19 protein-coding genes are annotated in these 22,868 nt (G+C 51.5%); 13 read left to right on the plus strand and 6 right to left on the minus strand.

Annotated elements, in window-relative coordinates; translation table 11 throughout:
• Positions 1 to 116: 116 nt before the first annotated feature.
• The gene (locus AC1S52_RS16235) at positions 117 to 1,388 is read right to left on the minus strand and encodes an acetylornithine/succinylornithine family transaminase (RefSeq protein WP_482030074.1); all 1,272 of its coding nucleotides are present in this window, start codon (positions 1,386 to 1,388) and stop codon (positions 117 to 119) included.
• Positions 1,389 to 1,546: 158 nt separating this feature from the next.
• Between AC1S52_RS16235 and AC1S52_RS16240 the strand changes: the two genes are divergently transcribed.
• A complete protein-coding gene (locus tag AC1S52_RS16240; protein WP_482030075.1) occupies positions 1,547 to 3,136 on the plus strand; it encodes a cation:proton antiporter in 1,590 nt (529 codons plus the stop codon).
• A 230-nt stretch (positions 3,137 to 3,366) separates the two neighbouring features.
• On the opposite strand, the gene ctpB is transcribed toward AC1S52_RS16240, so the two are convergent.
• Positions 3,367 to 4,707 carry a carboxyl-terminal processing protease CtpB gene (ctpB, locus tag AC1S52_RS16245; protein ID WP_482030076.1) on the minus strand — a complete coding sequence of 447 codons (1,341 nt, stop codon included), beginning with the start codon at positions 4,705 to 4,707 and terminating at the stop codon, positions 3,367 to 3,369.
• 727 nt (positions 4,708 to 5,434) lie between these two features.
• On the opposite strand from ctpB, the gene AC1S52_RS16250 reads away from it, so the two are divergent.
• Positions 5,435 to 6,232, plus strand: a complete 798-nt coding sequence (locus AC1S52_RS16250) for a hypothetical protein (protein WP_482030077.1) — start codon at positions 5,435 to 5,437, stop codon at positions 6,230 to 6,232.
• Positions 6,233 to 6,534: 302 nt separating this feature from the next.
• Positions 6,535 to 7,740 carry an alanine racemase gene (alr, locus tag AC1S52_RS16255; protein ID WP_482030078.1) on the plus strand — a complete coding sequence of 402 codons (1,206 nt, stop codon included), beginning with the start codon at positions 6,535 to 6,537 and terminating at the stop codon, positions 7,738 to 7,740.
• 139 nt (positions 7,741 to 7,879) lie between these two features.
• On the opposite strand, the gene AC1S52_RS16260 is transcribed toward alr, so the two are convergent.
• The gene (locus AC1S52_RS16260; protein ID WP_482030079.1) at positions 7,880 to 8,719 is read right to left on the minus strand and encodes a GNAT family N-acetyltransferase; all 840 of its coding nucleotides are present in this window, start codon (positions 8,717 to 8,719) and stop codon (positions 7,880 to 7,882) included.
• Between the two features lie 103 nt (positions 8,720 to 8,822).
• On the opposite strand from AC1S52_RS16260, the gene AC1S52_RS16265 reads away from it, so the two are divergent.
• Together AC1S52_RS16265 and AC1S52_RS16270 are read left to right on the plus strand one after the other, a co-directional pair.
• The gene (locus AC1S52_RS16265) at positions 8,823 to 9,323 is read left to right on the plus strand and encodes a hypothetical protein (protein WP_482030080.1); all 501 of its coding nucleotides are present in this window, start codon (positions 8,823 to 8,825) and stop codon (positions 9,321 to 9,323) included.
• 81 nt (positions 9,324 to 9,404) lie between these two features.
• Positions 9,405 to 9,809 carry a DUF1499 domain-containing protein gene (locus AC1S52_RS16270; RefSeq protein WP_482030081.1) on the plus strand — a complete coding sequence of 135 codons (405 nt, stop codon included), beginning with the start codon at positions 9,405 to 9,407 and terminating at the stop codon, positions 9,807 to 9,809.
• Positions 9,810 to 9,931: 122 nt separating this feature from the next.
• Here the strand turns inward: AC1S52_RS16270 and AC1S52_RS16275 are convergent, their stop codons facing one another.
• On the minus strand, positions 9,932 to 10,672 hold the full coding sequence (locus tag AC1S52_RS16275) for a DUF928 domain-containing protein (protein ID WP_482030082.1): 741 nt from the start codon (positions 10,670 to 10,672) through the stop codon (positions 9,932 to 9,934).
• Between the two features lie 213 nt (positions 10,673 to 10,885).
• Between AC1S52_RS16275 and AC1S52_RS16280 the strand changes: the two genes are divergently transcribed.
• From AC1S52_RS16280 to AC1S52_RS16315, 8 genes are all read left to right on the plus strand, one after another.
• Positions 10,886 to 12,859 carry a ShlB/FhaC/HecB family hemolysin secretion/activation protein gene (locus tag AC1S52_RS16280; protein ID WP_482030083.1) on the plus strand — a complete coding sequence of 658 codons (1,974 nt, stop codon included), beginning with the start codon at positions 10,886 to 10,888 and terminating at the stop codon, positions 12,857 to 12,859.
• A gap of 12 nt (positions 12,860 to 12,871) precedes the next feature.
• Positions 12,872 to 13,093: a hypothetical protein gene (locus AC1S52_RS16285; protein ID WP_482030084.1), complete on the plus strand. Its 222-nt coding sequence runs from the start codon at positions 12,872 to 12,874 to the stop codon at positions 13,091 to 13,093.
• 602 nt (positions 13,094 to 13,695) lie between these two features.
• A complete protein-coding gene (locus AC1S52_RS16290; RefSeq protein WP_482030085.1) occupies positions 13,696 to 14,181 on the plus strand; it encodes a hypothetical protein in 486 nt (161 codons plus the stop codon).
• Between the two features lie 129 nt (positions 14,182 to 14,310).
• Positions 14,311 to 14,961 carry a hypothetical protein gene (locus tag AC1S52_RS16295; RefSeq protein ID WP_482030086.1) on the plus strand — a complete coding sequence of 217 codons (651 nt, stop codon included), beginning with the start codon at positions 14,311 to 14,313 and terminating at the stop codon, positions 14,959 to 14,961.
• Positions 14,962 to 15,009: 48 nt separating this feature from the next.
• Positions 15,010 to 16,653, plus strand: a complete 1,644-nt coding sequence (locus AC1S52_RS16300) for a S8 family peptidase (RefSeq protein WP_482030087.1) — start codon at positions 15,010 to 15,012, stop codon at positions 16,651 to 16,653.
• Positions 16,654 to 17,471: 818 nt separating this feature from the next.
• Positions 17,472 to 17,648 (plus strand): hypothetical protein, encoded by a 177-nt coding sequence (locus AC1S52_RS16305; protein ID WP_482030088.1) that lies wholly within the window; start codon positions 17,472 to 17,474, stop codon positions 17,646 to 17,648.
• A gap of 231 nt (positions 17,649 to 17,879) precedes the next feature.
• Positions 17,880 to 19,355, plus strand: coding sequence for a leucyl aminopeptidase (locus AC1S52_RS16310; RefSeq protein WP_482030089.1), 1,476 nt, complete (start codon positions 17,880 to 17,882; stop codon positions 19,353 to 19,355).
• A gap of 100 nt (positions 19,356 to 19,455) precedes the next feature.
• Positions 19,456 to 20,925: a DUF2079 domain-containing protein gene (locus AC1S52_RS16315; RefSeq protein WP_482030090.1), complete on the plus strand. Its 1,470-nt coding sequence runs from the start codon at positions 19,456 to 19,458 to the stop codon at positions 20,923 to 20,925.
• A 58-nt stretch (positions 20,926 to 20,983) separates the two neighbouring features.
• On the opposite strand, the gene AC1S52_RS16320 is transcribed toward AC1S52_RS16315, so the two are convergent.
• Positions 20,984 to 21,409, minus strand: coding sequence for a GlcG/HbpS family heme-binding protein (locus AC1S52_RS16320; protein ID WP_482030091.1), 426 nt, complete (start codon positions 21,407 to 21,409; stop codon positions 20,984 to 20,986).
• Positions 21,410 to 21,433: 24 nt separating this feature from the next.
• Positions 21,434 to 22,618, minus strand: coding sequence for a BMP family ABC transporter substrate-binding protein (locus tag AC1S52_RS16325; protein ID WP_482030092.1), 1,185 nt, complete (start codon positions 22,616 to 22,618; stop codon positions 21,434 to 21,436).
• Positions 22,619 to 22,868 lie beyond the last annotated feature (250 nt).

The raw sequence follows: 22,868 nt of genomic DNA on the forward strand, positions 1-22,868 counted from the left end.
CTATGCAATGAAATGAAGGCACTCTACTCCTTCGTTCAATGCGATCTGACCCATGGCACGGGTAAGCGCCAGCGGACCAAACTGAAGCTGGCTGGGTTCGGGCGAAAACGCTTTTCCTAAAACGCCATTTCCACCGCCTTTAGTGCCTGATCAATTTCTGCTGCACTGACAATCAGAGGCGGCACAAAGCGAACAACTTTAGGACCCGCCGGGACGAGCAGCAAGCCCTGGGAAATGGCAGCTTTCACCACATCAGCGGAGGTGAGAGAACTTTCAACGCTCAGTTCTAAACCATTGATTAAACCCCAACCTCGTACTTCAGCAATAGTGCCGGGGTGTTTTTCTGCGATCGCTCGCAGTCCGGCTCTCAACTGTTCCCCCCGCTCCTGAGCATTGGTCAGTAGGTTTTCTCGCTCGATTGTCTGACACACAGAGAGGGCAACGGCACAGGCAAAGGGATTGCCCCCAAAGGTGCTGGCATGATCTCCCGGTTGAAAAATGTCGCAGTGGGATTTGCACAGCATTGCTCCGATTGGAATACCGCCCCCCAACCCTTTCGCAGAGGTGAAAATATCCGGTTCAATTCCCAGATTTTCGTAGCCCCACAGGTGCCCAGAGCGACCCATGCCTACCTGCACCTCATCGCAGATTAACAGGATCCCCTTTTCATCACAGATTTGACGGATGCGCTGGAAATAAGCCCGATCGCCCGGACGCACGCCCCCCTCTCCCTGCAATGCTTCTAGCAGAATGGCGGCTACCTGGCGCTCTCCCCTATCCAGTTCCTCAATTGCCTGCTCCAGTGCCTCAATATCGTTATAGGGAACATAGTAAAAACCAGGTACTAGTGGGCTAAAGCCTTTCTGGTATTTCGGCTGTCCGGTGGCGGTAATGGTTGCCAAGGTGCGTCCGTGGAAGCTGGCATGGGCAGTCAGGATGACCGGGTTCTCAATATTCAAGACCGTATGGGCATACTTGCGTGCCAGCTTAATCGCCCCCTCATTTGCCTCTGCCCCCGAATTGCAGAAAAAGGCGCGATCGGCACAGGAATGCTCTACGAGCCACTTGGCTAAGGCTCCTTGAGCTGGAACGTAGTAAAGATTGGAGACGTGGTGCAGGGTTTGAATTTGCCGCGTCACGGTCTCCACCATGACTGGATGAGCATGACCCAGGGTACAGGTGGCAATTCCCGCTACAAAATCCAGATATTCTCGCCCTTCCGTATCCCAAACGCGGCAGCCTTCTCCTCGCTCCAGGGCGATCGGGTAGCGGCCATAGGTTGCCATCACGTAAGGATCAAAGTCGGCTGCCGGGTCAAAGGGAGCAGATGAACCAAGGGGCAGTTCCGTCACGGCAGAAGAGGTTGGAAGCAGGGTTTCTGGACTCACCGGGGTAGTTCCTTTAAAGCGCGACTGGGTGGATTCAACTCTTATAACGATAGACTTTGAACGGTCTTGCAGTCCAATGTGAATATCGTGTTTTACCAACAAATCAGTACTATAGCTTATCGATTCTGCTATCCAGCCACGATTCAGGTCAGGTTCCTATGACATGGTTGATTGCAACAGTAAACGGGGATCAGAGCAATGTCGCTCAACTGGTCAGAGTCCTCATCATCCTGCTGCTGGTGGCAACGGCAGTCGCCTTGATTTCACGCCGCTTGCGGGTGCCCTATGTTACCGGGTTGGTAGTCGCAGGGCTGGCAGTGACCGAATTTTTACCCCGCCGGATTGGACTGGATTCTTCGTTAATTTTTAATCTTTTCATGCCGATTCTGCTGTTTGAAGCAGCCATCAATACGGATGTCAGCCGTCTTCGCAGCACGATTAAGCCCATTGCGTTACTAGCAGGACCGGGGGTTGTTATTTCATCGGGGGTGACTGCCCTTGTGCTTAAGTTTGGGCTACCGCTGGCGTGGGTTCCGGCACTGTTGGCAGGGGTGATTCTGGCAATTACGGACACGGTTTCGGTGATTGCCGTTTTTAAGGAGGTGTCGGTCCCCCCCCGGTTAAGCACGATTGTAGAGGGAGAAAGCCTGTTCAACGATGGGATGGCGCTGGTGCTGTTCAGTCTAATTTTGAAGGTAAATGCAGCCGGCTCAATTACGATCGCCGATGGTATTCAAGAGTTAGTCGTAGTCATCCTGGGGGGTTGGCTGGTAGGGTTGGTGGTGGGCTATCTGGGTGTAGGTCTGTATGGGCGGTCAGATGATTCATTGAGCAGTATTTTGCTGACCGTGGCGATCGCCCTGGGCGCATTTCAAATTGGACAATCCCTGGGAGTTTCAGGGGTAGTTGCTGTGGTCATTGCCGGGTTAGTGGTGGGCAATACTGAGCAATTCCATACGGTTTCTGCCTCCAGCCGCGTCACTGTCCTTAGCTTCTGGGAATATGCAGGTTTCGGCGTTAACACCTTTATCTTTCTGCTGATTGGGCTGGAGATTGATCTGGCAACCCTGGGCAGAACTCTACCCGCGGTACTGCTGGCAATTCTGGCTTATCAGATTGGTCGGTTTTTGTCCGTCTACCCTCTGCTAGCAACCGTGGGTCTGTTCGATCGCTCCATTCCGTTGCGCTGGCAGCATGTGTTGTTTCTGGGCAATATTAAAGGGTCGTTGTCGATGGCACTGGCGCTCAGCTTGCCTGCCACCGTTGCGGGCAGGGAAAGCATCATTGCTTTAGTGTTTGGAACGGTTCTGCTGTCCCTGGTTGGACAGGGCATCAGCTTACCCTGGCTGGTCCGTCGGCTCCAAATCGCCTACACTTCTGAGACACAACAGTGGATCGAATCCCTTCAGTCTCAACTGATGACAGCCAAAGCGGCACAGGAGGAACTGGATTCGCTCTTAAAGTCGGGTGTCTTACCTAAATCGGTCTATGAGGAAATGCGATCCAGCTACCAGGTACGGATAGCTGCCGCAGAACGGTCTCTACGGGACTTTTACAATCGTCGCCCCGATCAATCAACCACTGCCAGCGGTAAAATTGTGCGGTTGGACGCGATTCGCCGTCGGTTGCTGTTGGCAGAAAAGAATGCCCTCAATGATGCGTTAAGAAAGCGGGTGTTGTCTGAAGATGTGGTGCGATCGCGATTGCAGGCGATCGACCAGCAACTTTTGGATTTAGAGGATGATTAACGGGATGGGCAACTGATTTGCTCTCATGCCGATTCTTCCCCCCCAGGAGAAGGGCTTTCAGCCATTTCCGGTCCCCTCTCCCATCGGACGAGGGAACCGGAATTATAGCTCTATTCTCTTCAGGGAGAAGGGCTGGGGATGTCGCTTACCTCCCGCAGGGTGGTCAACTCCTATCTGACTTCAGCAACCCCAAAGAATCCAGGGATTGCTGCTGACTATAAAAGTACAACCTATTCTTGCCAGGTATTGACCTTTTTAGAGGCAGATATAGGCTGAGAAGCAGGCTTAGGAGCAGATTGCGCCATTGCTGCTTTCTCTAACACTGAAAGTGCCCGCGCATATTGAGGGTCATCTTTAGTTGCCAGTAGTTTTGGATTAGCGGTTAGCTTCTGGCGATCGCCATCGGTCAGGTCAATCTTAATGTCGGGTGTAATTCCCTTATGACTGATATCGGTACCATTTGGCGTGTAGTAATGGGCAATTGTGACGGCTAATCCCGATCCATCAGACAGGGAATGAACCGACTGCACCAGTGCCTTACCAAAAGTTTGACTACCAACCACCGTTGCCCGCCGGTTGTCCTTGAGCGCACCCGTCAAAATTTCACTGGAACTGGCAGAGTTTCCGTCTACCAGAACGACCAATGGCAATCGGGTTAGAGCCGTCTGATTTGCGGCTATTTTCTCATCCTTACCCATCCGGTCAACCGTTTTGACAATCCCCCCCCGATCCAGCCACATACGACTGATTTCAATACTGGACTGGAGTAGTCCACCGGGATTTCCGCGCAGATCAAGCAGAAACCCATCTACCTTTTGGGCAGACAATTCTCTAATTGCCCGTCGCATTTGATCAGCGGCATGGGAACTAAACTCGCTCAGGCGGATGTAGCCAATGCGGCGGTTGCCCTCCTGTTTGAGGGAATAACGCACAGTTGGCAGTTCAATTCGGGCACGGGTCAGGGAAATGACTAAACCGCCTTTTCCAGCCCGACCAATCTCCAGTTTGACCTGGCTACCCACATTCCCCCGGATCAAATTGGAGGCATCTTCAACCGTCATCCCCTTGGTCGATTTGCCATCAATCGACAGAATGCGATCGCCCGACACAATACCTGCCTTAATTGCAGGTGAGTTTTCAATCGGTTCAACCACAGTCAAAACTTTGGACTGCTCGTTCACCTCTAGCCGAATCCCTACCCCAGACAGTTCCCCAGAAGTTTGACTGGTCAGCGCCTCATACTGCTTGGGGTTCATAAAGCGAGTATAGGGGTCATCCAGCTTTTCTAAGGCTGCCTTTAATGCCGTGTATGCCTGCTCCTTTGATGTGTAGTTTTTACTCAAAAGCTCCTGTCGAATGGTCTGCCAGTTGGTTTTATTGAAGGAGCCATCGACATATTCCCGATTCACAATCTGCCAAGCCTCATCAATGATGGCTTTGGGGCTGTCTTCGAGAGCCGCGTAGGCGTGTCTCAAACCGGAATCAAACAAAGAAACAGTAGTTGTTGCAAGAATTGCCCCACTGAAGAGAGCAAGATGAAACAGGGGAGAGCGCTGGGAGATTCGGTTCATTGATTGTTGAGTTAATAGAGAAGTTGTCTATAAAGTGTGGGGAACAAATAAATAGCCTGGAAATGATAATAGGCTACCTAGGATTGCGATCCAGCTCTGGCAGAGAACCTGGGTTGTTACAATTGGGCAACAATTCCAAGATACCTGGAGGCTTCGATTGCAATCTATCTAATGGATGACAGTTTTCAAGGTGATCCAGGTATCCATGCATCCGCGCATCAGTGCATCCACCAGATTGTATGGGAAACCAGCATGGACGATGGGATGCCCCTGCTGATAAACCCATCAACCCGACATTTGCGTTCTTATAGACGTGGTGTTTGCTAAATACCTGAACACGTTGATCACTTCAGGTGAAAACCTTTCCGACAATCTAACCGAATCCAGGGGGATTGGCATAGGGGATCGGCGATCATTTTTGTAAAGTTTTTACACTAAGTTTGTTTGAGCTTCATTTACTTTTGTTAAGTCCAGCTTTTCTCAACATAACTTGCTCGCCTACTTACCTCATTAAAGAGGCAAAGTACCTTACCTTCAGCCATTTCCCCTTTGCCTCAGCCACCCTCATCCCCACCGATGTGGTTTACCATCTAAAAGCGTTGTAACTCCCCCATAGCGATCGTTCTCACGATACTGGCGGCTATAACAGAAGAATGAAGATATTGGGTTAAACCATCAATTACTTGAATAGACTTGGACGCATAGGTTTTATTGGGGCTGTCTGAAGGTGAGTGATCGAAGAGTAGTTCAGTCCAGATGGTTACGGTTTGTGGTCGGCGGTGCGATCGCGGCGATCTCTTTGGCAGGGGTCATTCTGATGCAGCAGGCTCGGTTGAGCTACCCCTCCCTTTGGGTTTCTGATGCTAAACAAGCGGAGCAGCAGGAGGCTCTAAGGCTAGAGGTTTTGGGCAAATCCCCTACCTTTGGGTTTGATAATTTGCTGGCAGATTGGGTGTTTCTTAATTTCCTTCAGTACTACGGTGATACCCCCGTGCGAGAACAGACGGGTTATACCCTCAGCCCTCAATACTTTGACCTGATTACTCAACTTGACCCACGTTTTGTCGATATTTATCTATTTCTTTCTGGAACTCTTTCCTACCAGCTCGGAACTCCTGAACTGGCAATTCAGTATATGAATCGGGGAACCGAGGCGCTTTCCCCCCAGGTGCATCCTACCGCCTATCAAGTCTGGCGTTTCAAAGGGCTGGATCAGCTATTGCTTTTAGGGGACATTCCAGGTTCCATTCATTCCCATGAAATGGCAGCAAAGTGGGCACAGGCAAGCCCGGATGCCTACCTGGCACCTATTTTTCAGGAAGTTGCCGACTTTCTTCGTAAAGACCCCAACAGCGTTCCGGTTCGTCTGAAGTCCTGGGCAAGCATTTATGCTCAGGCAATCCAAGTTAAAGATAAACAAACCCAGGAGAGAGCCAAACAGGAAGTTGAGAAACTGGGCTACCAGCTCCAGCTAAAGGATGGGCAGATGTATTTGGTGCCGAAGAAGCCAGCGTTTGAGAAGTGAGGGAGTTGTTAGTTGTTGGTTTTTAGTTGTTGGTCGTTAGGAGTCTCCAGACCTCGAAGGTTTTGAAAACCTCTGAGGTCTCAACCCGGCGAATGAGTGTCTCCAACTCCCAACTTTCAACTCTCAACTCCCAGCTCTCAACTCTCAACTCCTCCCTTCCCATTTTCTTCTCCCGGATCCCCGGTTCCGAACAACAAACGATCCTTTATAGTTGTGGTTATTTCTGTGGCTGTGGGCTGACAGTGGTTGGCTGACAGTGTCTCTGTGGTGTGTATAGGTGGTGTAAAAGGGAGTTCGTTGACATGCTGAGTTGGGAGCAAAGCCCAAGTTTGGCGCTGATGCAGCGTGAGCGGGCATGGGTTGAAGTAAATTTGGCGGCGATCGCCCATAATGTTCGCCAAATCCGGAGTTTGCTGGCAGAGCAAACGGCATTGATGGCGGTGATTAAGGCAGATGCCTACGGGCATGGGGCAACCACCGTAGCTCAAACGGTGCTACGGGCAGGGGCTACCTGGTTGGGCGTTGCCACAATCCCAGAGGGGATTGAGCTACGGGAGGCGGGGATTGATGCCCCAATTCTGGTACTAGGAGCAAACCATACCCCGGAACAGATTCGGGCGATCGCCCACTGGCAGCTTCAGCCCACCCTGTGTACGCCCCGGCAGGCGCTTAATTTTTCCGAGACGATGGCAGAGTTGAGGGAATATTCTCCCCTACCTGTCCATCTCAAGCTGGATACGGGCATGTCACGTCTGGGCACTTCCTGGGAGCAGGCGGCTGAATTTGTTCATCTGGTTCATCGGTTGCCCAATGTAAGCATTGCCAGTGTGTATTCTCACCTGGCGACAGCCGATGATTCCAACCCGGCGGTGATGAAACTGCAACAGCAGCGATTTGCATCCGCGATCGCCCAGATTCGTGCCACGGAGATCACCCCACCCCGGCTGCACCTGGCAAATTCTGCGGCAACCCTGGCAGATTCCGCCCTTCACTATGACCTGGTGAGAGTAGGTTTAGCGATTTATGGGCTTTATCCCGCTGCCCATCAACAGGGCGTTGTAGACCTGCGACCGGCATTGCAGGTAAAAGCCAGGGTGACCCAGGTGAAAACTATTTCACCGGGAACGGGGGTTAGCTATGGGCACCAGTTTGTGGCTGATCGGGAACTGCGGATGGCAGTGGTGGGGATCGGCTATGCCGATGGTGTTCCGCGCAACCTGTCTAACCGAATCAGTGTCCTGGTCAGAGGACAGCGGGTACCCCAGATTGGAACAGTCACCATGGATCAAATCATGCTCGATGTCAGCCAGGTGCCGGATCTTCAGGAAGGAGAGGTGGTGACCCTGCTGGGACGAGATGGCGACCAATCGCTCTCTGCGGATGACTGGGCCCAAGCACTGGGCACCATTTCCTGGGAAATTCTTTGTAGCTTTAAGCATCGTCTGCCCCGAATAGCCGTCAGCCAAGCCTTCCCTGCCATTCCAGTTGAGTCTCAGTTTCCCAGGTGAACTGAAGCGGTTGCGTCAATAAGCTGTAGCATTGATGGCTCTAGCTGCGCCCGGAATGTGCCACTGAGATAGTAGGAGGGCATCGCGAATGCAGCCGATGGTGAGAGACGTTGTAAGGGGGAGGCAGGGGAGGAGAGGTTTAACCTAATTCAAAGGTGGTGACACCGAAAATGCCTTCAATGTGGCAGTTGGGAGGCTCCTTTGTGTACATGCGGGCAGTTTCAAAAACGGGAGTCATCCCATAGGTTTTGGCGAGACTGAGGGCAGCAACATTTGGTTCTGGGACATCCAGAAAGCAAGTTTCTCCATTGCTGTAGGTCGCTAGGCTCCGAAATAGTTCATCGGCAGTGGGTTCATTGAGGGCAAATAGAGGTCCCAGTTTCCAGCCGACCTGGCAGGGACGGATCACGCCATAGCCAAGCAGGTTCCGTCCCTCCCGTTTAACCAGAGCGATCGAACCCGGTTGGCTGATCCAGGCTTGTAGAAAAGATGGGCGTGGAACCGGGAAAAATTGAGCATCAAATGCCAAAAGCTGCTCGAAAGAAACGTCTGATGCATTCACCAGGTGGTTCGATCTGGCTCGAAATTGAGGAAATGTTCCCTGATAACGAATGTTGCGATAAGCGAGGGAAAAGCCAGATTTGCGGTAGTTTTGCTGTTGGGCGATGACTCCATCCAACCCAATATTTCGGTCTCCCAGGTGGTTCATCCCCTGTTGCCAGGTCTGCCAGCCATAGCCCTGTCCCCGAAACTTGGGATGGACGATGTAGAAACCAATGAAACCAAAGGTTTCTCCGTAGGAAACGGCAGAAATACAGGAGATCGGGCGGCTATCCAGTTCGCCAATCAAGAAGCCGTTTGGGTCAGCGTTATAAAAGCTAGCGACATCATATAAACCAGGATTCCAGCCTTCCTGTGCCGCCCAGGAAATAGCGGTTTCCAGTTCAGAAAGCTGCATTTGGCGGATCAGAAACTCCATACTGCACATCCCTCAGGCAAAAATTGCTATATTTCTCAGGAATTACTGCTTCAAAGGCAAAAGGCTGTTATAAGATTAGTACAATTGTCCTGTTAAAAATCCTATGGTTCAGTACACACTGGTTCAGAGTCCTGAGATAATTCTGACGGTTTCTGGAAAAGATTCTACGAAAGCCCGCGAAAAAGCAATGGATCAGTTGATTGAACTGATGGATGCGGGTAAACTCCCTACTGATCTCTCAGATGGTTTTGGTCCTGACCAGTTTATAGAAGTGAAAGAACAATCAACAAGTCCCAGCCCGGAGGAAGATGCTGTCACCCATGCGGTGCAGGTACTCAGTAATCTGGCAAATCTGAAGCTGAAGGTGCAGGAATCCCGTACCGAAGCGCTGCAAGTCCGCTCCAAAATCGACATTTTGTTCAGTGATGATCCGGTTAGTGAGGATGAGGTTTCTAGCCTCAAGGAAGGCTTCAAGGTTTTGAAGACTTATGCCCAGTCAAACCTGCGCTACCGGGAAGCCAGGGCACAGGCAGAACAGGCACGGACGGTGTTAGATCAGGCGTTGAATTCTGCTGAGGCAGAGACAAAGGCAGCGAAGAAGTAAGGTTGGTCTGCTATGCTTTCATGCAGACTTATGAATTAGCTCACGGCTACACGGTTGATTGTTTCCACTAAAGAAGCCCTTATGTTTAAATTTTCAGGTCAGCGCCCTACCACGCTTGGTGTCAACAACGGCAAGTTAACGCCCTGTCCGGGCACCCCTAACTGCGTATGTAGTTGCGACCAGGATGCCCAACACGCGATCGCCCCGCTCTCCTATACCTCCAGCCAGGCAGAGGCAATGGTGGCGCTAAAACAGGTGATTCAGTCGCTTGAACGAACACAAATCATTACAGAGTCAGCAGATTATCTGTATGTGGAAGCCAGTACCAAGCTGATGGGTTTCGTGGACGATGTGGAATTTTACTTTGATCCAGCCCAACCTGTGATTCAGGTCCGCTCTGCGTCACGGTTGGGCAAATCTGATCTGGGCGTAAACCGTCAGCGAGTCGAGCTAGTTCGAGAAAAACTGAAAGAAGCAGGGGCTTGAAGTTGAGTCAGATTCGCCTGAATGGGTAATCACCCCCTCTAGGAGACTCTATGTAGACTGCGGGATAAATTTGGTAACGCTGGTTGAACCAGGGCGGAGTTCGGAGTACAAAGCCGGTCAAGTCAATTGCTACACGGCTGAGCCATCGGTTCCCCAGCAACTTTGTCTAACTTGACTGACTTCATCAGTGTTGTCCAACTGGTGGCTAGGGAAGTGTTCTCGGGATTGGCACAGCGCTGATCTGCCAGGGTGGCAAGGGTGTCAAACCAAATGCCGTTAGCTGCATACAGGTTAACGCGATCGCCCAGATTTGCGGTTGCTAGCTTGTTTGATAATGCTGCCTCAGGGGTAATCCGCTGCACCCACCCTTCGACCATGACATCCCGCTTGCGGTCATTTGGGTTGCAGATGATGGCAACTGACCAGCGGTAGTCTTTGCCTGTAGTCAGCGGTGGCAGGGTTGCCTGGTGGGGCAGTGCCAGGCTGGCAATGCCAGGACTACCCGAAATGCTAAAGGTGGTGGTGTAAACGAGGGAGTTATCTTCCTGGTTCTCGTCTGACTCGTACAGTCTAAATTCTGCAAATTTTGCTCGTGTTTGGGGCGTATACCAGAAAAAACGAGGGTAGGCAGCCGTGGTTAACCCAAAGTTGGTTTGCGGCATCAGTGCGGTCAGGTTAGCGGGTTTTGCCTGGACGCAGACGGATGCATCGCGTGTCCCCCCCCCTTCCCGTCGTCCCGGAATTCCCCGTCTTGGTGGTTTAAATTCTGCTGCCATTGCCACCAGGGGTAAGCTGCACACCAGCAGTCCCAGAAATAACCCCATGCTGCGGGTAATGGCTACGGAACGGTTTGACGAGCGCATAAATTTTGGATCCTTGCTGAGTTACGAAAGCATTCGGTACACCCTATCTTATTCAAGCAAATTTACGAATTTTCCAGATTTGTATTGACTCTGGAGAACAGAGAATACAATAAACTGGCTTGCGGTGTGAGGTTGATACCAAAAGGTTTGAGCGATCGCCAGACCGAAGGATCGTTCCTTGTCCGTATTGCCACAGGTTGGTAGAGGCGATCCATGCAGTTAAAGCAGATTGGCATTAGATGTATTGGCATCAGTTGGGTAGCATCCGTTTCGGGTGGGCTTTTATGGTTGGGTCTGATTCAACAGGGATACGCCATTCCCAGTATATTGGCGGGGCAAGTGGGAACAGGTTACCTCAACCAGCCAGCCAATCGACTATCGATCCAGCAAAACTCTTCTCAGGAAAATTCTTCCCCATCCTCTGCTCCATCTAACAAGACGGAGGAATCCGTTGAGAAGACGACTCAGGTTGTCCAGTTAGAAATGGTAGATGGTTCCAGGGATAGCTCTGGATTAGTTGCCCAAACTCCCTTTCCAGATTCCAGACAAACTCCCCCAGACCCTGCTCGCGATCGCCTGATTCAGCCTGCTCCGCTACCTACTCCAGAAACCCCCGAACAGGCTGAGCCAGTCTTACCTACCCCAGATCCCAGCCCAACCCCCTCAGAGCCTGCCCCAGAGCAGCCTGCGGTCAATATTCCAGTCAGCCGGATTGAGGTAGAAGGTAGCACTATTCTAGGGGCGGCAGAGCTAGACCCGATTACAAAGCCGCTAGAGGGGCGATCGGTCACCCTGGAAGAACTGAGGCAGGCGGCAGATGCCATTACCCAGCTTTACCTGAATCGCGGCTTTATCACTTCCAGGGCTGTCCTGGTAGACCAAACGATTACCGATGGGGTAGTTCAGATTCAGGTCGTAGAGGGGTCCCTGGAGTCGATCGCGATTGAAGGGGCGCAACGGGTGCGGGACTCCTACATTCGTAGCCGAATCGCGCTGGGAGCACAGCGTCCCCTTAACCGGGATCAGTTGGAAGACCAACTTCGGCTTTTGAAGGCGGACCCACTATTCTCAAATGTGGAAGCCAGTCTGCGTCCAGGCACCCAATTGGGGCAGAGCATTTTAATTGTGCGGGTAACAGAGGCAAAACCCTGGTCTGCCCTGGTTGGCGTTGATAATTACTCACCGCCGAGTGTGGGTTCGGTTCGGTTTGGCGGTGGGGTGGGGTACCGTAACCTGACAGGTTTAGGCGATGAACTGTTTGCTTCCTACTACCGTTCATTTACGGGCGGGTCGAGTGTGGCTGACTTTAGCTATCGGTTGCCTGTCAATCCGATGAATGGGACAGTCCAGTTTCGCTTTTCGCCCAGCTTTAGTCGGGTTACGGATGATGATTTTGAAGCGCTGGATATTCGAGGCAGAAACTTTCTCTATGACCTGAGCTATCGGCAACCCTTGCTTCGGACTCCACGGGAAGAGTTTGCCCTTTCCGTAGGATTTAGTGCTCAAAATGGACAGACGTTTTTGTTCCAGAACATTGGGTTCCCGTTTGGGTTTGGTCCGGATGCAGAGGGTAACAGCCGCACTCGTGTCTTCAAGTTTGGGCAGGAGTACATCCGGCGCGACCCCCAGGGAGCCTGGGCACTGCGATCGCTGTTTAACATTGGCACCGGAATTCTGGGTGCAACGGAAAACCCTGACCCTATCCCTGATGGACGTTTCTTTAGCTGGTTAGGGCAGGCGCAGCGAGTCCAGCGGCTAGGGAACAACCATTTGCTGATTGTCCAGGGCGATATACAACTAACACCGGATAGCCTACTGCCGTCTCAGCAATTTGTAATTGGGGGCGGTCAGTCCTTACGTGGGTATCGCCAAAACTTCCGCTCTGGGGACAATGGTTTCCGATTTTCGATCGAAGACCGAATTGCACTGGTCCGTGACGCATCGGGGATTCCCACGCTGCAACTCGCTCCCTTTTTTGATGCGGGCACCGTCTGGAATACTTCTGGCAACCCTAATTTAATTCCCAATGGGCGGTTTTTGGCAGGGATTGGAACGGGTGTTCTCTGGCAACCCATTCCTAACCTGAATATGCGCTTTGACTTTGCCTATCCCATTACCAAACCAGACGATCGCGGCAACGATATTCAGGACAAAGGAATCTATTTCAGCGTTTATTACCAGTTTTAAACCTGATCCAAGGTGAGAACTGGAGATTTTTCCCAGGAAAAACTACAGGTTTCTAAGGAGATTTCCACCAAACAAAATAGCCCACCGCCTACGGCACCTCCCCTTGGTAAGGCTACGGTGTATACACAAGTCGTAAAAGTTGAATCGGTAGGCGATCGCAGAGTCAACGGTGAGTGCCAAAACCCTGCTTGGGTGGCTGCCCCCCCCCGGCGTGGCAGGGGATTTTACGGGTGAAAACACGAGGCAAGCTTTGTCAGTTCTCACCCGTAAAACAGGTTGCGTCCCCCGCACCCCCTCCAAAACGATGTAATCTCGACGTGAATAGCAACATTCATCCGATTGAGTCTTCAAGCAAGGGCAAACGGGTGACAAGGGGAACGGTTGTCTTTAAGTTTGAGGCAATCTGCGACCGATTTTCGTCGAGTTAGACTTGAATGCTCAGCGCCAGACCCTTAACTCCTGTGGAGACGCTACGCGAACGGGGGGTTTGGGGGAGTTAGGACCCCAAGAAGCCGAGATCTGTATACACCGTAGCTTGGTAAGGGGAGGCTGAGAGGGGGTCAACGGGGTAAAAATATTCTTGGAAATCACCTAAGTTGATGAGATTTAGAGGATGTTTGAAAAGTTCTGAGGCATCAAAACTGATGTTAATCGCCTCACCATAAAACCAGATCATGGCGAGGTAGATAAACGTTTCAGGCTGAAAGTGGAAGAGTACCCAATCTGGGTACTGCCGTGCCCTGTGTGAGTCGGTCACTATAGATTTGTTCAGACAAAGGAAATCCAAGTTTGAACAACCAAAAACAAAATCACTCAACTAACAGGAACACAAAATCATGTCTGAAGCAATTCTACCTTTGACAACTGTTCGTCCCAGCCCTTCTTTGAAGGACGTTGCAGCTTCTTCTGAAATGGAACTTTGCTGTCATCCAACCTACGTCAAGATCAACTCCTTGACTGTAGAGTCCGATTCTTGCGGCGTTGACACCATCTTCCCCGCCGACCAGCCCTTCTACGTAAATTCTGAAATTGAATTTTACGGTTCTGGAGCGCTGGCTCTGATGGCGCTGAACGTGCCCATTCAGATTGTCTACACGGCTGAGTCCTATGGTCCTGGTCCTGAAAAGGAAATCGCCGTAGTTGAACTCACCACCCAAGCTGATCAATTGGTTTACACCGCTGGTGCGAACGTGGCTGCGGGTACTTTAGAAGGTGACAAACTCTATCGCATTAGCATGTTGTTCCGCATGGGTGCAAAAGGTTCACGCCTTTCCATCGCAAACGGATTCATCTCTGGCATCCTGGTGCAGGCTTACAACTAACCCTGATCTTGGACAAAGGATTGGAGGTCTGCCGCTCAACAGCCTAGACCTCCTCCAGTGAACAACCATTGAATTGGCAGGTGCGCCCGGAACCTGCCAATTTTACAAAAAAGAACTGAGGACACCGCCATGTATGACCCTCAAACCTTTTCCACTAGTTTGCAATGCACCCTTTCGGATTTGTCTGCAAGCGGCACAACCCCTAATGCGATCGCCACTGGCGAACCATTGCAACTAGGGGTAACCATTACCTTCAGCGATACCGTAAACGGAAACCTGCTTAATCTACTGCTGCCCCTGGGTTTGGCAATCCGGGTTACCTTTAGCGCTCGTTCCTTGACTGAGCCACGCCTTGAAATTGACCTGGGACAGATCACCCTGGAGACTGAAGCCCATGTGGTTACTTACACACCAACTTTAGTGGTGCAAGGCGGACCGGGAGTGCTTGGGCTTGATCCCAATGCGGTTTACCAAATTAAGGCGATCGCCCGCGTAGGTCATGCCCCCTTCTCAATGCCAGCCCTGGGACGTGGGTTTATCAACGGCTTAGATTTACCCGTTGGCACACCGGAGACTCCAATCAGCCAACCTGAAGCATTGAAAGTAGAACCTGAAACTAAATTGAATTTAGAACCAGAATTGCCATCTCAAATTCAATCTAAAGCGGAACTGAGAGCCGATTCAAAAGCACAACCTAAAGCAGAACGAAAGTCTAATAAATCTCAAACAACCTCTCGTAGCAGAGCATCACGCAGTAAGGCAACCAGAGCGCAGATATAGCAGATGCCCTACCGTCCGTTACCTTCTAATTAATCCAGGAAGTGAACCATGTCCGGGAAGCCACCACAATCAAAAGCTGAGAACCTGGGTAGCTACTTTTGGCGAAATGGGCAGCGGATTGACCTGGAGAAGGAAGGAGATCGCTTTACCGTCATCCTCTCTGACCCCAAGTGGTTGGAGCAACTCCAGAAGATGACTGGCATCCGGGAAATTAAACCAATCACCCAAAAGCTGTTTCGGATCACCACCTCTCCCGAATTGCTGGAAGGGACTATGGCAGCGTTGCGGTCTGATCTGGTGGGGACGATCGCGCACCATGCCTACCATCCCAAGGATTCAGAAGGCACTATCTACTACATTACGGATAAAATCATCGTCCGGTTTGTGGCAGAGGCAACCCCCGCTCAAATTGATGCCATCCTGAGTGCCTATCAGTTGACTAAACTCAAGCATTACGACTGGCTCTCTAATACTTACCTGGTGCAGGTCACATCCGCCAGTGGCGAAAATCCCGTTAAGATTGCAAACCGGCTGATGCGGTCAGCACAGGTCGCCTCTGCCGAAGCCAACCTGATCAATCGCTTTTTGCCTGCCAATCTTCCCACTGATAACCTGTTTCCCAAACAGTGGAATTTGAACTCTGTCCAGGCACCAGAGGCATGGAAAATCACTCGTGGCGATCGCCGCATTGTCGTTGCCATTATTGACGATGGCTTTGACCTGAGTCATCCAGACTTGCGGGGGAATGGCAAAATTGTCTCCCCCAAAGACTACGCGGAGCAGGATGATCAACCGTTTCCGGCAGTCGGTAATTTTCATGGCACGCCCTGCGCCGGAATTGCGATCGCCGAGTGGAATGGCGTTGGCATCGTCGGTATCGCTCCCAACTGTGCCTTTATGCCCGTGCGCTTTCAGTTCCCCGACCGGGGCGAAGATTTCCGTTTGATTGAAATTTTTAAGGAGGTGGGCGATCGTAGCGATGTGATTTCATGCAGTTGGGGACCGCCACCCGTAGATTGGCAACTTTCAGAGGCGCTACACGAAACTCTGAAGCAAGTTGCCACGGTGGGAGGACGGCGGGGGAAAGGATGCACCATTTGCTTTGCGGCAGGCAACTGCAACGCGCCCATCAATGCTCCCCACGTCAATCAATTCCTCTGGCTCCACCCCGTATCGGGTGAGCGGAGAACCAGCGGGCGGATTGTGAACGGATTTGCAATTCACCCCAACGCGATCGCCGTTGCCGCCTCCACCAGCCTGGACAAACACGCTGCCTACAGCAATTGGGGCGCTGAAATTAACGTCTGTGCTCCCAGCAATAATTCGCACCCGACCCGACCCGACCGGCAACTTCCCGGCGAACCCATCTGGACAACCGACAATGAACCCTTTGGCGACGGCTTTTCCCCCAATAGCCGTTACACCAATCGGTTTGGCGGCACCTCCAGCGCAGCTCCTTTAGTCGCTGGTGTCGCTGCCCTCGTACTCTCTGCCAATCCTGCATTAAGCGCCGCAGAAGTAAAGGAGATTTTGCAGACCACGGCGGACAAGATTGTAGACCCTAGCCCGGATATAACTGGCATGAACCGGGGACGCTATGACAGGAATGGTCACTGTCCCTGGTTTGGCTATGGCAAGGTCAATGCTGCCAGAGCAGTGGCAGAAGCTGTTCGGCGAATTGCAACCTGGTAAAGTAATCTAGAAGTTCTGCAACGTAGCAACGTAGATTGGGTAGAGCGCCAGCGAAACCAAACGGTTTCAGCAGTCAGATGTTGCAAAGTCAATGACTTACTGCACTAGTACAGGATGGCGTAAATCTGTCTACCATTCCTGACACCTAAAACCTCGCACCTAAGGAACTCGCAAATTAATAAAGTCCCAACGTCATTCCCGCGCAGGCGGGGATCCATCGTGGAGCAGATTGTCTAGCGGGTACTTTATTTTGGAGCACATCCCTAAAACCTCTACGATGGTATGTTTACTTACGCCATAGACTACTAATGGGTCGCTTGCCTCAAATGTAGCCATTGAAAATAGCTGGAAAAGCTGCTGTGTAGGGGTTTATAACAAATGAACCATGAGTAATCAGTGCTATGAACCCACAGGGCAAGCCCCGGTCCGTGTTTCGCCCCAAGGGGCGGGGAATGAACCCAAAGGGATTCAATGCTTCAAAATTTGGCTACAGAACAAGGGGCTTAAGCCCCTTGCCTGCCGAGCGTATCCGTAGCTCAATCCACCAGAATTGGATATTAACGATTCGAGGTTCCACTTGTAGATGAGGTTTTAGGGCTAGGCATCCACCACCCAATGATGCCTGTAATACCGCCCCAATAAAGAGCACGACTATTGGAGTCTGTTGAGCGAAGACCACTCCAGCAAAGACTTAACATAAATAACGTGATGATAACTTGCACCAGGAACTTCAAGCTGTCTGTTCTTCTTAAACTAAACTCATCATCAAAATAGCCAGAAGTTGAAGTTGGTTCAGAGGAAATTGTTGGTTGAGAACGATGATTGTCTGGACTGGAGGTGGCGGATCGTTGGCTGGGCATGGTAGGCAACTCCTGAAGAAAAACGGGGGCATTTTTTCCTTGACAGAATATACGCCTCTCAACCAGGGCTTTTCGGAAAATAAAACCAAAATGCCCCATAAGGGTTATCTCAATTCAGGCGATCTATCTGACTAGATCAGATTTTGGTTTTTGATGGGTAAAATACCGGCTCGCTCTCACCACTGGAAGGATGCGCTATTCAATTGAGCGGCTAGCGGCTAGCGTAGGCAAAAGTATAGCGATCCTGGTTTGGATTGAAAGCAAGGATTCTGCGGCAAGACTCGACTCCTAGAACCAGACTTCTCACCCCTCACCATCTCCAGTTTGATCGATACTAGAGAGGAGTAGAGGAAAAGGAAATCCTGAATGCAGTTTCGAGTTACAGCCACTCCGGTTCTGGAATGGTCAGGGGATGGATTGGCGCTTGGCATGTTTGAAGATGCCGTAGAGCTAACGGGTGATCTGACAGCATTGGATGAAAAACTGTCTGGCACCTTGAAAGAACTGATCGCTGAAGCCGAATTTAAAGGCAAAGAAGGCAGTACAACCGCAGCACGGGTAGGCAGTGGTAGCACCATTCGGAAAGTAATCCTGGTCGGGTTAGGTAAACCAGATAACCTTAAGCTGGATGGCATTCGGCGGGCAGCCGCAGCCGCAGCCCGGTCCGCCAGGAAAGAAAAATGTAAAACCCTGGGCGTTTCCTTTCCGCTGTGGAATGGGGAATCCACCACGACTGCCCAGGCGATCGCAGAAGGGGCTGAACTTGCCCTCTATCAAGACAATCGCTTCAAATCCGAGCCTGAAGAAAAAGGCAATTCTATAGAACAGATCGAACTGCTGGGGTTGGCTGGACAGGAAGCAGCCATTGCCCGGGCGCGTCAGATCTGTTCGGGGGTGATTCTGGCACGGGAACTGGTCGCCGCACCGGCAAACATTGTCACCCCCATCACCCTGGCAGAAACCGCAGAGTCGATTTCCCAGGAGCATGATCTGGAGTTAGAAATTCTGGAGCGAGAAGACTGTGAAAAATTAGGCATGGGCGCTTTCCTGGGAGTTGCCCAGGCATCTGACCTGCCTCCCAAATTCATCCATTTAACCTACAAACCAGATGGCACTCCCCGGCGTAAGCTGGCAATCATCGGTAAGGGACTCACCTTTGACTCTGGCGGACTCAACATCAAAGGGGCAGGCAGTGGGATTGAGATGATGAAAACCGACATGGGAGGTGCCGCTGCCACCCTGGGAGCCGCCAAAGCGATCGCCCAACTCAAACCCGATGTCGAAGTTCACTTTATCACCGCCGCCACTGAAAACATGATCAGTGGTCATGCCATGCATCCTGGTGATATTTTGACCGCTTCTAATGGCAAAACCATTGAGATCAACAACACGGATGCCGAAGGTCGCCTGACCCTGGCAGATGCTCTGGTCTTTACTGACAAACTGGGACTCGATGCCATGATTGACCTGGCAACCCTGACCGGAGCCTGTGTGGTTGCTCTGGGGGATGACATTGCTGGATTGTGGAGTCCCGATGATGCGATCGCTGACCAACTCAACCAGGCATCGGAACTGGCAGGGGAAAAGCTCTGGCGAATGCCGATGGAAGAAAAATATTTCGATGGCATGAAATCCCTCGTTGCCGATATGAAAAATACTGGTCCCCGACCCGGTGGCTCCATCACCGCTGCCCTCTTCCTGAAGCAGTTTGTCAAAGAAACAGCCTGGGCACACCTTGACATTGCCGGACCCGTTTGGGCAGACAAGGAAAACGGTTACAACAATGCCGGAGCAACCGGTTACGGCGTTCGTACCCTGGTGAACTGGGTCAGCAGTCCCTAAGGGTCTGTCCAGGGTTTTTTTGTGGGTTGAAAGGCGAATTTGGCTTTCATACCTGCATTCAGCCATGCCAAAAGGTGAGAGAAGTCAGTGGTTAGTACAAATGAATGACTCTGTCAACGCACGAGACAAAGGAATCAATCGCCACCGGCTCTTAAACCCAGGCATTGTTACCTGGATGATTGCTGGCAATGCGCTCCTGTTGTTCATTGCCAGCAGTGTGCGTCATAGCCTGTTCCAGTCAGGTGCCTTTGATCTGGGCTACTTTGATCAGGCAATTTATTTGATCAGCCAGGGTAAAGTTCCTGTTGTTTCCTTCTGGGGATATCACTTTCTGGGTGGACATGCGGACTGGATGGTGTATCCACTGGCGCTACTCTACAAAATCTATCCCAGTGTTTATTGGTTGTTTGGGGTGCAGGCGATCGCCCTTGCCCTGGGTGCTCTTCCCACTTATCACCTTTCTCTTCAGGCGGGGTTAGCAAAATTTCAAGCCACGACTCTGGCAGCCGTTTACCTGCTGTATCCCCTCATCTTTAATCTCAATCTGTTTGATTTCCATCCCGAAGTCATGGCGCTGCCCCTGATTCTAGCGGCAGTTCTGACTGCGCGGGGGAATCGGATTGGCTGGTTTACAGTTTGTACGATCATCATCCTGGGATGCCGGGATGCGTTGTCCTTGACCGTAGCCGCGATGGGGTTCTGGCTGCTGGTGTTTGAGAAAAGACGGGTATGTGGAGCGATCGCCCTGGTCAGCGGAATTGCCTGGTTTTTGATTGCCACCCAGGTCATTATCCCCGCTTACCGCCCGGAGGGAGTTGAGGCAACCCTGCGCTATGCCTATTTGGGAGATTCTGTCCTGGAAATTGTCCGTAACCTGTTCCTCAAGCCCCATCTCATCCTGGGCAGACTGTTCTCTTTTGCAACCGTGGAATATGGGCTACTTCTCATCGCACCGCTGCTCTGGGGGTTATCCTTCCGTTACCTGACCCCTTTGATTGCGGCACTGCCCATGCTGGCAATGAATATCCTGTCAGACTCCCCCAGCCAAAGGGATCTGGTGCATCAATATTCCCTGCCAATCCTGCCATTTCTGCTGCTGGCAGTCATCGCGGCGCTTGCTGCCCAAAAAACCTGGCTCCAAAAGCGTTGGAAAATTCTACTCTGGTCGTTGATTGCCTTTCTAGCACTAGCAAAGTACGGGTACTTCGGTTCACTGTATCTCACGTCTTTAGATACCTGGAGCGCCTCACGGGAGGCAGTTTCTCAAGTCCAGACTGGAGGTTCAGTGCTCACCACCCACAACCTTGTTCCCCATCTAACTCACCGCCCCCAGATTCGGTTTACGCTTGCCAATGCGCCCCCCCCTGACCTGGCACAGTTTGACTATATTTTGCTAAACGTTCGCCATCCCGGTTGGATGAGTACAACAGAATTTGCGACCGGGCTGATACGTCAACTTCAGCAAGACTCCCAGTTTCAACTAAGTTACCAACAGGATGACGTTTACCTGTTTACCAAAGCAGTATTGCTAAATGACCGTATGCTGCCGACCAGCTCCCCGACTTCTTAATCAAGGTTGCCGGGGATGAGCGATTCAGCAAAAGAAGGCGGGAATCTAAATTTTATGCTTACGTTCTCTGCTTAATTGCCTCCCTCAATGCCGCGATCGCCACTTCGGCGACTTCAATATCCTCTTCATCGGTACCAGATCCTACCCCGATCGCACCCACCACTTCACCATCCATTTCAATCGGCACCCCCCCCGCGATCGCGGCATAACGGTTGTTGGTTGCCAGGGCAATCCCATACCCCAAATCGGTGGGTAAATTTCCGGTTGCAACCCGGTGGGAGGCTGCTGTAATCGCTTTCTGCATCGCAGAATACTGACTCAACAGTTTGGCTCCTTCCATCCGCTCAAACGCCAGCAGATTCCCCCCCCGGTCTACCACCGCAACACACTGGGGAATTCCCATTTTTTCGGCATGGGCGATCGCTGCCCGCAAAACCACCCGTGCCCCCTCAATCGACAACTCTGAAACTTTACGGACGTACATTATGGACTTGACTCCTGAACAATTCTACGCTGCCTTCACATCCCCTACGACACCCTCGACCAGCCAATCAATGGTTTCCAACTGAGGATCCTGAAGGGTGTACTGCTGACCCGCTGGGATCACGACATTTCCCCGGTTATCTTTCATTTCGCCTTTGAAGATAACCAGGCTACCATCAATCAGCTTCGCTTTGGCGGCTTCGGCGGCTTGGTTTGCGGCTTCACTCACCGCAGAACCATAGGCGGAATTTTTGCAATATCCCTCTTTCAGCCCACCCCGCAGGACATGGGGAATGCCCCCATTCATCAAGGTTTTACCGGCACGGGTCATTTCTCCATAGTTTGTGTAAAACTTGCCCCAGTTCCATTCCACGCCGGTCAGGTAGCCTTTGGGAGCCAGACTCGACTGGTTAACGTGATAGCCGCAGCAGTAAACCCCCCGGTTTTCAGCCGTTGTAATCAGCACCTTCAGGTTATCGACACGACCCGTAATCACATCGGCTCCCTGGTCAATCAGGCTATTGGCGGCTTCTGCCTCTTTGACAGGCAACGACCAATCCCCCGTCAGCACAGCCTGCACCGTGATGTCGGGTTTAACACTGCGGGCACCGAGCGTATAGGCGTTGACCTCTCGCAATACGATGGAGATGGGTTTAGGAATCACGTAACCAAGCTTGTTGGTTTTGGATGTATAGGCTGCAACCATTCCGGCAAGGTAGGCTGGCTCCAGCAGGTAAGCAAGGTAAGATCCCACATTCTTGGGATGAACGCCTTCTTTGTAGAGCGCTCCCGTATGAAAAAACTGCACTTCGGGAAACTCTTGAGCCATTTTCAAGATGTGCGGGTCGTAGTATCCATAGGATGAGGGAAATAGCATCGTGACCCCATTCTCACTAATCATGCTCCGCATGGTTTCCTGGACAGCCGTGGTCTCTGGCACACTGGCTTCCGTCACCGTCTGCACCCAACTGAGGGGGGCAAGGGCTTTTTTTCCTTCCGAAAGTGCCTGATTGTAGCCATAGTCATCTTCTGGACCAACGTAAATAAAACCCATTTTTAGGGTCTGCTCTGGAGAGGGACTGGTCTGGCTTTGGGGAGGAGCCGGAGTGCAGCCTGTCCAAAACCGTGAGGTGACACCAAACGCCCCGGTCGCTAACAGCCCGCGAATCACCGACCGACGGTTCATGGAAGAAAAAGGTTGGCTACTCATTGAGTCATCTCCTGAAAGGGTGCGATCGCGTTGGCTGGTATTTGGAGTCCAGATCGGAATCGATCGGAATCCAGTGATGATATTGCCCTGAACAGCCTCAAATGGAACGAAAAGTAAACAATCTCAATGGAACCACGGGTCCTAAAGTTACGGTGGATGATCCTGGAAATTGTTAGTTGCAAGTGTCAAAATCAAGTTAAAGAGCCTGGACTAAAAGGCTTTATCAATCGATCCTTTTTCTGAGCCTTCA

This window comes from Kovacikia sp. CALU 1929 (assembly GCF_056784235.1).